This window comes from Micromonospora sp. NPDC049102, from assembly GCF_043197485.1.
Taxonomy (GTDB): domain Bacteria; phylum Actinomycetota; class Actinomycetes; order Mycobacteriales; family Micromonosporaceae; genus Micromonospora.
In genome coordinates, this window is sequence record NZ_JBICTE010000036.1 from 68,375 (window position 1) to 81,038 (window position 12,664).

Below are 12,664 nucleotides of genomic sequence, written 5' to 3' on the forward strand. Positions count from 1 at the left end.
GTCTGCGCGGTCGTTCAACGGCGTAGCGCGGTGGCCTGCCGCATGTGTGACAGCTTCTCGGGGTTGCGGACGGCGTACAGGCCGGTGACGAGACCGTCGTCGACGCGCACCGTCAGCACGGTGTCGAGTTCGCCGTCGAACCGGACGATCAACGCCGGCCAGCCGTTGACCTCGGCGGGGTGCAGCGACAGCGCGACGACCTCCACCTTCCGCGAGGCCAGCAGACGGGCCACCTTGTCGGCGCCGACGACGGGTCGCAGCACCGCCTGCTTGATGCCACCGCCGTCGCCCAGCAGGACGACGTCGGGCGCCAGGATGTCGAGCAGGCCCTGCACGTCGCCCAGGTCGACCGCACGCTGGAACGCCTCCAACGCGCGGCGCGCCTCGGCCGCCGAGACCGGGCCGCGCGGTCGGCGTGCGGCAACGTGTGCCCGTGCCCGGTGGGCGATCTGGCGAACCGCGGCGGGGCTCTTCTGCACGGTCGCGGCGATCTTGATACCGGTCGATCCTCACCTGTGACACCACGGGCCTGTGCAGCACATCACCCGCCCGAGCGTCACAGCCACCGGGCCGGCGGTGTCTCCTGGTCGACCCCAAACCGGAGGGAACTTGCATGAACATCGCGCTGTGGATCGCGGCCGGACTGCTGGCCGCGGTGGCTCTGGCCGGCGGCATCACCAAGACGTTCGTACCCCCCAAAAAAAAGCTGGCCTCGCACCGCGGCGGCGGGTGGACCGGGGACGCCAGCGACGGCTTCGTCAGGACCCTGGGGGTGCTCGAACTCCTGGCCGCCGCCGGCCTGATCCTGCCCGCGGTGCTCGACATCGCGCCGGTCCTGGTGCCGGTCACCGCCATCTGCTGGGTCCTGCTGATGATCGGCGCGATGATCACCCATCTGCGCTACAGGGAGGCGAGGTTCGTGGCGGTGAACGCGGTGTACCTCGCCCTGGCCGCCTTCGTCGCCTGGGGTCGGCTCGGCCCCGAGTCCTTCACCGGCTGACATCCACTGGAAATCCACATCGCCTCGCTAGCCTGGCGCGATGACCTCGCCGACCCCGCCACGTCGACGCACGCGACGCCTCTTCGTGGCCGGGCTCGGCGTCGTGGGTCTGCTGGCCTGCGGGTGGGGCCTGTGGTTCCTGTCTCTGTGGGCGTTCGGCGACGAGGGTTCGTTGCCGCCGAAGTGGCGAATTCCGGACGTGCCCGCCGGGGCGACAGTCGTCGACCAGAGCGAGACGTGCGCCTCCGGCGGATGCTCGTGGCAGGTCACGGTGGCGCCCCCGGCCGGCCAGTCCCCGCAGGAGCTGGCCGAGCGGATGGGCCTCTCCGAGCAGCAGGACCTGCCGCCGAAGCTGTTCGACCCCGGGTCCGTCTACGTGGTGGCGGAACCCAGGAACGGCCAGTTGGTGATCCACGTCGGCTACGAGTGAGCCGCAGCGTCCCGCCCCGCGAGATCCCCACACTTCCGGTGAAGTTGCTGCCTCCGGCCGTCGTGATGCAGCAACATCCCTGAAGTTGCGGCATGGCGCGGGCCGGCTCGGCGCGGGCCGGCTCGGGGGCGGTCAGCGGCGCAGGGTGAGGATCAGGTCGGCGACCAGGGCCGTCCAGCCGGTCTGGTGCCAGGCGCCCAGGCCGGCGCCGTTGTCGCCGTGGAAGTACTCCGGGAAGGCGATCAGGTCCCGCCAGTCGGGGTGGGTCTGGAACAGCCGCGCCGCGCCGTAGATCGGTCGGCGACCCCAGTCGTCCTGGGTGAAGAGCGAGATCAGCCGGCTCGACAGGTCGTCGGCGATCTCGTCCAGCGAGAGCTTCACCCCCGAGCGCGTCGGATACTCCACCTGGAGGTAGTCCCCGAAGAACGCCGCATAGTCGCGCAGCGCGCTGATCAGCAGGAAGTTCGTCGGCATCCAGATCGGCCCGCGCCAGTTCGAGTTGCCCCCGAAGAGGCCGCTCGTCGACTCGGCCGGCTCGTAGCCGACGGAGAACTCCTGCCCGCCGAGGTTGACCGAGAACGGCTTGTCCAGGTGTGCGCGGGACAGCGTGCGGAGGCCGAAGTCGGAGAGGAACTCGTCGGGGTCGAGCATCCGGGCGAGCAGCCGTACCACCTGATCCTGGCCGACCATGGACAGCAGCCGCTGCTGGCGGCCGTCCGGGCCCATCCGTCGGGTGCCGATGACCTCGGCGTACTCGGGGCGGTTGGTGAGGAACCAGCGCAGCCGCGCCCCCAATTCCGGCAGGTGGTGCAGGGTCTTGGCGGTGAGGCGGGTGGTGGCGGCCAGCGGCAGCAGCCCGACCACCGAGCGGACCTTGAGCGGCACCTTCGTGCCGTCGGCGAGCCGCAGCACGTCGTAGAAGAACGCGTCCTCGTCGTCCCACAACCCCTGCTCGTACGCGGCGGCGGCGATGTAGAGGAAGTGCTCGAAGAACTTGGTGGCCGTGTCCACCCAGGTGCGGTCGTGCTCGGCCAGCACGATGGCCATGTCGAGCAGGTTGAGCGCGTACATGGCCATCCAGCCGGTGCCGTCGGACTGCTCCAGCACGCCGGCCACCGGCAGCGCCGCCGAGCGGTCGAACGGCCCGACGTTGTCCAGCCCGAGGAAGCCGCCCTCGAAGACGTTGTTGCCGCCGGTGTCCTTGCGGTTGACCCACCAGGTGAAGTTGAGCAGCAGCTTGTGCATCACCCGGCCGAGGAACTCGAAGTCCTTGCCGCCGTCGATCTCGAACACCTTGAGCGCCGCCCAGGCGTGCACCGGCGGGTTCACGTCGCCGAACGCCCACTCGTACGCCGGGATCTGCCCGTTGGGGTGCAGGTACCACTCGCGCAGCAGGAGCAGGATCTGCTCCTTGGCGAAGCCCGGGTCGACCCGGGCGATGCTCACGCAGTGGAAGGCCAGGTCCCAGGCCGCGTACCAGGGGTACTCCCAGGGATCGGGCATGGAGATGACGTCGAAGCTGGTCATGTGCCACCAGGCGCTGTTGCGCCCGTGCCGACGGCCGGCCGGTGGCGTCGAGCCGGGATCGCCGTCCAGCCAGCGTTTGACGTCGAAGTGGTAGAACTGCTTGCCCCACATCAGCCCGGCGATGGCCTGCCGGGCCACCAGTGCCTCGTCGGCCGTGGCGGCCTCCGGGATCACGCCGGCGAAGAAGCGGTTCGCCTCGGCCCGCCGGGCCCACACCACGGACTCGAAGCCGTCGCGCAGGTCGGCCGGAGGCGGCGGGCCGGCGGCCGGAGGCGACGCGGTACGGGTCAGCCGCAGGCGGATCTGGCGCTGTCCGCCGGCCGGCACGTCGAGCACGTAGTGCAGCGCCCCCTTGGTGCCCTCGCGGGCGGGGTTGACCGTCGGCGCGCCGTTGACGACGTGGTCGTTGATGCCGTCCTTCGGGTACGGCGAGCGGCCCGGCAGCCCCCAGAGCCGTTCGGCGTTGGTGTCGTTGTCGCAGAGCAGCGGCACCGGTCCGCCGTCGCCCTCCAGCAGCAACTGGCCGAGCACCCGGTGCTCACCGACCAGCCGGGTGCCCACACCGGTCAGTCGGGGAATCCGGTCACCGCCGGGCAGCCCCCAGGCCCAGGTGTTGCGGAACCACAGGGTGGGCAGCACGTGCAGGGTGGCCGCCCTGTCGCCCCGGTTGGCCACGGTGATCACCATGCACAGGTCGGTCGGGGACGCCTTGGCGTAGTCGACGGTCACCGCCCAGTACCTGTCGTCGTCGAAGATGCCGGTGTCCACCAGCTCGTACTCGGTGTCGTCCCGGCCCCGCAGCGCGTTCACCGCGACGAGTTGGTCGTACGGGAAGGCGGCCTGCGGGTAGTGGTAGCGCCAGCGCATCCAGGAGTGCGTCGGGGTGCTGTCGAGGTACCACCAGTACTCCTTGGCGTCCTCCCCGTGGTTGCCGCCGTCGCCGCCCAGGCCGAACATCCGCTCCTTGAGGATCGGGTCCTTGCCGTTCCACAGCGCCAGGGCGAACGCGAACGTCTGTCGGTCATCGCAGACGCCGGCCATCCCGTCTTCGTTCCACCGGTAGGCTCTGGACCGCGCATGGTCGTGTGGGAAGTAGTCCCACGCCGTACCGTGCTCGCTGTAGTCCTCCCGTACCGTCCCCCACGCCCGTTCGGACAGATAGGGACCCCATGCACGCCAGTCCTGCTCCCCCGAGTCGGCCTGGGCGAGCCGAAGCCGCTCAGCGTCGGGTGGCGTGGCGTCGGAGGACGATCCGTCAGTGATCACGTGCACATCTTTGACGCCGCCGAGGTACTTCACCACAGCGGCCATTCTCGCCGTGGCGTGTTACACCTCGACGGCGGTGGAGGAAAGTTGATCGACATTAAATTCGGTCCGCAGGTCTGTGGCGACCTGACCAGCGCGTCCAGCCGGGAGTGGCTGGTGCCCGACGGCCTCGGCGGGTATGCGATGGGCACCGTCGGCGGGCTGCGGACCCGCCGCTACCACGGCCTGCTGGTGGTGCCGGGTGACACTCCGGCGTCCCGCCAGGTGGGACTGGTCAGCCTCGACCCGGCCGTCACCCTGCCGTCCGGGGCGCGGGTACGGCTCGGCGCGCACGAGTGGTCCTCCGGCGACGTGGACCCGCGCGGCTTCGAGCTGCTGGAGCGCTTCGAGCTGGTCGACGGGCTGCCCCGGTGGCGGTGGCGGATCGGGTCGGTGGTGATCGAGCGGGAGGTGGCGATGCTGCCCGGCCGCTCCTGCGTCGCGGTGGTGCACCGGCTGGTCGCCGGCGGTCCGGTCCGGCTGGAGCTGTCCGCCGCGTGCACCTGGCGCGACGCGCACGGCGAGCGGCGGGCCGACGGCCCGACCCCGCAGGTCGAGTCGGTGGCCGGGGGTGCGGTGGTCGAGGGCGCGTACCGGCTGGCCGGCCCGGGGTGGACGCCCGAGGGGCAGTGGTGGCTGGGCGTGCACCACCGCGAGGAGGCCACCCGGGGGCTGCACCCGGACGAGGACCTCTGGTACGCCGGCCGCTTCGCCGGCGAGCTGGAGCGCCCCGGCGACACGGTGTCGGTGCGGGCCTGGGCCGACCCGCTCGACCTGGAGCCGATGGCGGCCGAGGAGATCGTGGCGACGGCCCGGCGGCGCAACCGGCAGGTGGTGGCGACGGCCAAGCCCGCCGACGATGTGGACGCCACCCTGGCGCTGGCCGCCGACGCGTTCGTGGTGCGCACCAACGACGCGGCGGCGGACGTGGTCGCCGGCTACCCGTGGTTCGGGGCCTGGTCGCGGGACACGATGATCTCGTACGAGGGATTGTTCCTCTGCACGGGTCGGGCGACCGAGGGGCGGGAGCTGCTGCGGTCGTACGCGGCGACGCTGTCCGAGGGGATGCTCGCCAACACCGCCGACACCGGTCGGGTGGAGTACAACACCGTCGACGGCACGCTGTGGTTCCTGCACGCGGTGAGCCGGCACGTGACGGTCACCGGCGACACCGATCTCGGCGACGAGCTGCTGCCCGCGCTGCGTGGGGTCGTCGAGGCGCACGTCGCCGGCACCCGCTACGGAATCGCCGTCGACACGACCGACGGGCTGCTCACCCAGGGTGCCCCGGGTACCGCCCTGACCTGGATGGACGCCCGCGTCTACGGCGTGCCGGTCACCCCTCGGACGGGCAAGCCCGTCGAGGTCAACGCGCTGTGGATCAACGGGCTGGCCGGTCTCGCCGAGTTGGCCGAGCTGGCCGGGCAGGACGCGGGTGAGCTGTGGCGGCTGCACGGGCAGGCCACCTCCTCGTTCCGGGCACGGTTCCCGGCGCCGACCGGGTGGCTGCACGACGTGCTGGACGCGCCCGCGCCCGCGTACCCCCTGGGTGGGGCCGCCCTGCACGACGACGACGCGCTGCGCCCCAACCAGCTGCTCGCCTGGTCGTTGCCGTTCGCGCCGCTGGAGCCGGACGAGACGGCGCTGCGCCGGATCGCGGCCGGGCTGCTCACCCCGCTCGGGCCGCGCAGCCTCGCGGAGGATTCGCCCGAGTTCGTGGCACGTCACCGGGGCGGTCCGGCCGAGCGGGACGGTGGCTACCACCAGGGCACGGTGTGGCCGTGGCTGCTCGGGCCGTACGTGGACGCTGCCCGTCGGGGCAAGATGTCAGTCGATGACGTATTGATCGGTATTGAGTCCCATCTGACCGAATATGGGCTAGGCTCGGTAAGTGAGACGGCCGACGGTGTCGCGCCGCACTCCGCGACCGGCTGCCCGTTCCAGGCGTGGTCGGTGGCCGAGTTGCTGCGGGTACGCCGAAAAGGCCAGTAGCGCTTTACACGACCGCAACGGCGGTGTCTCCGCTGGTTATCTCGGCCCCGGCAGAATTGGCCCCGATCCAGACGCGACGGCGACACCGACTCCGGTGTCGGTAGGCGCGCGCCCGGGGACAACTCAAAGGGGGCCGCATGTCACCCGATGCCCACGTGATCGACATCCACCCCGCCCGCCAGCTACGGGTGCTGATGCTGTCGTGGGAGTACCCGCCGGTGCTCGTCGGTGGCCTCGGCCGCCACGTCCACGCCCTGTCCGTCGCCCTGGCCGCCGCCGGGCACGAGGTCACCGTCGTCACCCGCCACGCCGAGGGCGCGCCCCTGGAGGAGTACGCCGACGGCGTCCGCATCCTGCGCGCCCCCGAGGACCCGGTGGCGTTCCCCCTGGCCACCGGCTCGCTCCTGGCCTGGACCATGGCGTTCAACCACACCCTCACCCGCACCGCCCTGCGCGCCACCCAGGCCGGCACCTACGACGTCATCCACGCCCATGACTGGCTCGTCGCCCACACCGCTGTCACCCTCTCCGAACACCTCGACCTGCCGCTGGTCACCACCATCCACGCCACCGAGGCGGGCCGGCACCAGGGCTGGCTGCCCGAGGAGATGAACCGCACCATCCACGGCGTCGAGCACTGGCTCAGCGGAACCTCCACGCGGGTGATCACCTGTTCGGGTTACATGCGCGACCAGGTCAGCGCACTGTTCGACGTACCGACCGGGCTTGTCGACGTCGTCCCCAACGGCGTCGACGACCGGGCCTGGCGGGCCCGACCGCGCGCCGTCGCGTCGGCCCGCGCCCGGTTCGCCGCGGACGGCCCCCTCGTCGGGTACGCCGGACGGCTGGTCTACGAGAAGGGCGTGCAGCACCTCGTGCACGCGGTACCCCGACTGCGCGAACGGCACCCCGGACTGCGCGTGGTGATCGTCGGCGACGGCCCGTACCGCCCCGAATTGGAGGCCCAGGCCCGCAAACTGGCCCTCGGCTCGACGGTCCGCTTCACCGGCTTCCTCGACGCCACCCAACTGCCGGCGGTGCTCGGCGCCACCGACGCGACGGTGGTCCCCAGCCTCTACGAGCCGTTCGGCATGGTGGCCCTGGAGGCCGCGGCGGCCGGAGCGCCCCTCGCGGTGGCCCGAACCGGCGGCCTCGCCGAGATCGTCGAGCCCGGCGTCACCGGCGTGACGTTCCCGCACAGCGACCCGGTCGCTCTCGCGGGCGCGGTCGACCGACTGCTCGGCGACGAGGTCTTCGCCCGGCGGGTGGCCCGGCGAGCCCGCACCATGGTCGGCGAACGGTACGGCTGGGCAGCCATCGCGGCCCGCACCGCCGCCAGCTACGCCACGGCCCGCCGCGAGCACGGCCCACTCCAGGCCCGTCGGGCCGCCGCCCGACTGGTCGGCGGACGTGACCGGATCGCCATTCCAGAGGGAAACCTGCTCGCCGCCGCCGACCACGCCGCCTCCTGAGATTCGTCGGACGACCTATAGGTACCCTCCGATCCGCTGGTTAGGGTGTACACCGGACAGCGGCTGAGGAGGAGCGTGCGCAGGTGCTGATCGCGGGTCGGTACCGGCTGCTCGACCTGGTGGGCCGCGGGGGCATGGGTCGGGTTTGGCGAGCCCGCGACGAGATGCTGCACCGCGAGGTCGCGGTCAAGGAAGTCGTACCGCCGACCTGGTTGGCCGACCACGAGCGAGCCGAGCTGCGCTCGCGCACCATGCGCGAGGCGCGCACCGCGGCCCGGCTCAACCACGCCGCCGTGGTCCGGCTCTACGACGTCGTCCAGGTCGAGGGCAGTCCGTGGATCATCATGGAGTACGTCCCGTCGCGCACCCTGCAGGACGTCATCGACGCCGAGGGGCCGCTCGAGCCGACCCGCGCGGCCCGGATCGGCCTGGCGGTGCTCGACGCGCTGGAAGCCGCCCACAGGGCCGGGGTGCTGCACCGCGACATCAAGCCGCAGAACGTGCTCGTCGCCCACGACGGCCGGGTAATGCTCACCGACTTCGGTCTGGCCACCTTCGACGGCGGGGACGGAGCCATGACCCGCCCCGGGATGGTGCTCGGCTCCCCGCAGTACGTCGCACCCGAGCGGGCCGCCGAGGGAGTGTCCACGGTGGCGGCCGACCTGTGGTCGCTGGGCGCCACCCTGCACGCCGCCGTGGAGGGCCGCTCCCCGTACGCCCGCAGCAACGCGATGGCCACCCTCAGCGCACTGGCGGCCGGGCCACCGGACCCGGCCCCCCACGCCGGGCCGCTCGCGCCGGTCCTCGACGGCTTGCTGCGCCGCGACCCCGACGACCGCCTCGACCACGACGGGGCTCGTCGGCTGCTCACCGCCGCCGCCACCGGCCGCACCAACCTGCCGGACCACCCGCCGCACGACGTAGCCGACTCCACCTCGCCCACGACCGGCCTCGCCGGCCTCGCCGGTCCGACCAGCTCCGCAGGCCCGACCAGCCCCGCAGGCCCGACCAGTACGCCGTCCTCCCCTGCATCGCCCGCCTCCCCCTCCGCTGCCTCCGCTGCTTCGGGGACGTCCACCCGCGGGGAGGTGGACGCCGCCGGCCGCTGGCAGCCAGAGTCCGACTCGACCGGCGCTGGCGTGGGCGCGCGCGGAGACGCTCGGTCCGACGACCAGTCGGGCTCCGGCCCGGGTGGGCAGGCCCCGACGGGCGCGGCCGGCGGGGGTCAGGCGGGCCGCCGGCGTCCGGCGCGGCAGGCGGCGCTTGTCGTCACGGCGTTGCTCGTGGCCGCCGCCGCCGGCGTGGGCACCGCGCTGGCCGTCGCCGACGACGGCCCGACCGACACCGCCGGACCGTCCGCCACCCCGACCGCCGGGCAGGTGGACGACGGTCGCGGGCCGGACGGCGACGACCGGGGAGGCCCGCACCGCGGCGGCCCGGGCCGGCCCGGCCCGCCGCCCGGGGGCCGGGACGTTCCCCCGCCGCCGTTTCCCTGCGTCCACCCGGACATCACCGGCGCACCGGTCACGGTCGGGGCACCTGACGCCGGCGAGCGGTTCCGGCCGCCGCCGGGATGGGTGTGGCATGCCGACACGACCGGCTTCCGGGTCTCCGTCCCGGCGACCTGGTACTACTCGCGCGAGGGCACGGTGGCCTGTTTCCAGGACCCGGCCACCGGCCGGGCGTTGAGCGTCGCCGAGGGCGGCGCAGCGGACCCGCTGACCCGCCTGCACGCGGTCCGCGACGAGGCCTCCCGCGCCGGAGCACTGCCGGGCTACGACGAGATCCGGCTCGCCACCGGCGACGGTGGCGTCGAGTGGGAGTGCCGGTGGGATGCCCCGGACGGCCCCCGGCTGCACGCACGGCAACAGATCGTGGGCGCGGAGCGCTGGACGCTGGGTTGGATCACCGACGATCGGGACTGGACCGCCGCCAGCGCAGACTGGACGACCGTGCGAAAGAGTTTCCGACCACCTCGCTGACCTGCGCCGTATGGCCCTGCTCGGCCCTCCGTCCGGCGTGGATCTAGGCCGCTCAGCGGATGAGAAAACCGGCGGCGGTGGCTATCGTGTAACGCAGGGTGACCGAGGGGGAGCGACCGTGCAGCAGTTGCTGATCGCGGGTCGGTACCGGCTGCTCGACCTGGTCGGCACCGGCGGGATGGGCCGGGTGTGGCTGGCCCGCGACGAGATGCTGCACCGGGACGTGGCGGTGAAGGAGGTCGTGCCGCCGGCCTGGCTGGCCGAGGCCGAGCGCGCCGAGCTACGACTGCGGACGCTCCGCGAGGCACGCACCGCCGCGCGCCTCAACCACCCCAACGTCGTCCGCCTCTACGACGTCGTGCACCACGGGGAAAACCCGTGGATCGTGATGGAGTACGTGGCGTCCCGGTCGGTCCAGCAGATCATCAACGCCGAAGGCCCACTCAGCCCCGCCCGTACGGCCCGGATCGGGCTGGCGGTGCTCGCCGCGTTGCGGGCCGCGCACACCGCCGGTGTCCTGCACCGCGACGTGAAGCCGCACAACGTACTGGTGGCCGACGACGGTCGGGTGGTGCTCACCGACTTCGGACTGGCGACCTTCGACGGTGGCGACGGGGCGATGACCGGCCCGGGCCTGGTGCTCGGCTCCCCGCAGTTCGTCGCACCGGAGCGGGCGCGCGACGGCGTGTCGGATCCGCGCACCGACCTGTGGTCGTTGGGCGCGACGCTCTACGCGACCGTCGAGGGACAGTCCCCGTACGCGAGATCCAGCGCGATGGCGACGCTCAGCGCGCTGGCCACCGAGCCGCCGGATCCGATGCGCCGGGCCGGCCCGCTACGTCCGGCGATCAGCGGCCTGTTGCAGCGCGATCCGTGGCGGCGGTTGACCGCCGCCGAGGCCGAGCCGCTGCTCCGCGCCGCGGCGGCCCGCCAGGATGGGCCGCCCTCGTCGACGCCCGAGCGTTCGACGGCGGTGGCGGCGGTCCGTAGTGCGGGCCGGGCCGCCGCTCCCGCCCGGGTCGACGAGCCGGGTCTCCCCCACGACCAGGCGACGTCGGCCCGCCCTCCCGCCGCCGGCCCGGCGGGCCGACGGGGACGGCTCATCGCGTGGGGCGGTGCGGCCACCGCGGTGGCGCTGCTCGTCGCCGGGGGTGTCACGGTGGCGCTACGCCACCGACCGGACGAACGCACGCCACCGTCCGGTTCCGGCGGAGGCGCGACCGCCACCCGACCGGCGGCGTTCGCCTGCGCCTCACCCCCGCCGCCGACGGCCACCCCGGTGCCCTCGGTGTCACCTCCGAAGGACGCGCGGTATGGGCTGCGGGAGGGCTGGACCTGGCACGACGACCCGACCGGCTTCCGCATCGCCGCGCCGGTCGCCTGGGCACGCTGGACCGAAGGGGCGGTGACCTGCTTCCGGGAACCCAGCGGGGCGCGCGTACTCAGCGTCGAGGCAGGACCGACGCGGGCCGATCCGCTGGCGCACCTCAAGACCGAGGAGAAGCGGCTCGTCAGCGCCGGAGCGCTGCCCGGCTATCGCAAGGTGGACATCTCCGCGCTGGACGTCTTCGACGGCGGGGCCCTCTGGGAGTGCGGTTGGGAGAATGCCGCCGGCGAGCGGGTGCACAGCATCCGACTGCTCGCCAACACCTCGGCCGGGCGCGCCTACACCGTCTCCTGGTTGACAAAGGAGTTCGACTGGCAGGTCAACGCGGCATACTTCGTGATGATCCGGCAGAGCTTCACCCCCACCCTCTGACACTGTCCGATGGAGACGCTCGAACTGACGCCCCTGCGACACCGGCGCTGACTACAGTGGCGTAGTTTTGGCGCTCAAGATCCCTGGGGAGGGTGAGCCGAGATGATGGGACCGTCGCACGCGCTGTCCGGCGCGGCGGTATGGCTGGCCGGGTCCTGGGCGCTGGACCAGTTCGCCGACTACCACCAGTCGCCCCTGGCGCTGGCGGTGGGCACAGCGGTGTGCGCCGGTGGGGCGCTCTTTCCGGACCTCGACCTGTCCGGCAAGGTGACCCGCAACCAGGGAGGCGCAACCGTCGCCCGTACGTTCGGGGTGTTCTCGCTCTTCGTCGCCGAGGTGATGGAGAAGATCTCCCTCGGCGTCTACTACGCGACGAAGCTCAGCAAGGACCCTCGTCGCAACAACGGGCACCGGACGCTCACCCACACGCTTCCGTTCACGCTGCTGGTCGGCTGGGGCACCACCGCGCTCTGCGCCGCGTACGGCAAGTGGGCAGTGATCACGATCCTGTTCTTCATGTTCGGCCTCGCCCTACGCGGGCTCTTCGACGACTGGGCCGAACGGGCCGGCTGGGTGATCGTGACGCTCGCTTCAGCCGGCGCCGCCTGGTTCACCTTCGCCAACCTGCCGGGCGGGCGGGGATATCCGCTGATCGGCACGGCCGTCGGGGTGGGCTGCTTCGTGCACATCCTCGGCGACATGATCACCAGGGCCGGGGTGCCGATCCTCTGGCCGATTCCGATCCGCAGACGCATGTGGACGATGATCGGTCTCCCGAACAGCATCGCTCTGCGCACCGGCAGCAAGACCGAGGTCGTCGTGCTGCGCGCCGTACTGACCGTGGTGGTGGTACTCGCCACCGCCGGCCTGATCGCCCCATCAGTCCTGCAACGCTTCAACATCGACATATAACCCCCCGCCCCCGCCGCGCCGCGCCGCGCCGACCGCGCCCGTCGCGCTCGCGTGCGCCGCCGCTGCGTCGATCTTGCACTTGCGGATGCCGATCAATCCGGTTTCGCACCTTATGTCGCCACCGAAAGTGCAAGATCGACGCCGAGAGGGACGTCGCCGACGTCAAGATCGCGCTCGATCCTGGATCTCAACGCCGTTGCGTTAGGGCTGTGATTGGCGGGTCAACCCCTGCTGGATAGTGGGAACGGGACTCCTGGTAGATCAACTTGTGTCGAGCAAGAAGAT

General features: G+C 72.3%; 9 protein-coding genes. 7 read left to right on the top strand and 2 right to left on the bottom strand.

Annotation, left to right across the window (positions count from 1 at the left end; translation table 11 throughout):
* Positions 1-14: 14 nt before the first annotated feature.
* Positions 15-479, bottom strand: a complete 465-nt coding sequence (locus tag ACGFH9_RS26685) for a hypothetical protein (RefSeq protein WP_393224390.1) — start codon at positions 477-479, stop codon at positions 15-17.
* A 134-nt stretch (positions 480-613) separates the two neighbouring features.
* On the opposite strand from ACGFH9_RS26685, the gene ACGFH9_RS26690 reads away from it, so the two are divergent.
* The gene (locus tag ACGFH9_RS26690) at positions 614-1,000 is read left to right on the top strand and encodes a DoxX family protein (protein ID WP_393224392.1); all 387 of its coding nucleotides are present in this window, start codon (positions 614-616) and stop codon (positions 998-1,000) included.
* 40 nt (positions 1,001-1,040) lie between these two features.
* Positions 1,041-1,430 carry a hypothetical protein gene (locus ACGFH9_RS26695; protein ID WP_393224394.1) on the top strand — a complete coding sequence of 130 codons (390 nt, stop codon included), beginning with the start codon at positions 1,041-1,043 and terminating at the stop codon, positions 1,428-1,430.
* A 132-nt stretch (positions 1,431-1,562) separates the two neighbouring features.
* Here the strand turns inward: ACGFH9_RS26695 and ACGFH9_RS26700 are convergent, their stop codons facing one another.
* Entirely contained in the window at positions 1,563-4,268 is a 2,706-nt protein-coding gene (locus ACGFH9_RS26700) for a glucosidase (RefSeq protein ID WP_393224397.1), read from the bottom strand.
* 42 nt (positions 4,269-4,310) lie between these two features.
* On the opposite strand from ACGFH9_RS26700, the gene ACGFH9_RS26705 reads away from it, so the two are divergent.
* The 5 genes from ACGFH9_RS26705 to ACGFH9_RS26725 all read left to right on the top strand — a co-directional run bounded on the left by ACGFH9_RS26705 (position 4,311) and on the right by ACGFH9_RS26725 (position 12,379).
* Complete coding sequence (locus ACGFH9_RS26705; RefSeq protein ID WP_393224400.1) at positions 4,311-6,254, top strand: amylo-alpha-1,6-glucosidase; 1,944 nt, start codon at positions 4,311-4,313, stop codon at positions 6,252-6,254.
* 137 nt (positions 6,255-6,391) lie between these two features.
* Complete coding sequence (locus ACGFH9_RS26710) at positions 6,392-7,726, top strand: glycosyltransferase family 4 protein (protein ID WP_393224403.1); 1,335 nt, start codon at positions 6,392-6,394, stop codon at positions 7,724-7,726.
* An 83-nt stretch (positions 7,727-7,809) separates the two neighbouring features.
* Entirely contained in the window at positions 7,810-9,708 is a 1,899-nt protein-coding gene (locus tag ACGFH9_RS26715; protein ID WP_393224406.1) for a protein kinase, read from the top strand.
* 118 nt (positions 9,709-9,826) lie between these two features.
* Positions 9,827-11,467: a protein kinase gene (locus tag ACGFH9_RS26720; protein ID WP_393224409.1), complete on the top strand. Its 1,641-nt coding sequence runs from the start codon at positions 9,827-9,829 to the stop codon at positions 11,465-11,467.
* Positions 11,468-11,569: 102 nt separating this feature from the next.
* Positions 11,570-12,379 (top strand): metal-dependent hydrolase, encoded by an 810-nt coding sequence (locus ACGFH9_RS26725; protein WP_355246775.1) that lies wholly within the window; start codon positions 11,570-11,572, stop codon positions 12,377-12,379.
* Positions 12,380-12,664: the final 285 nt, after the last annotated feature.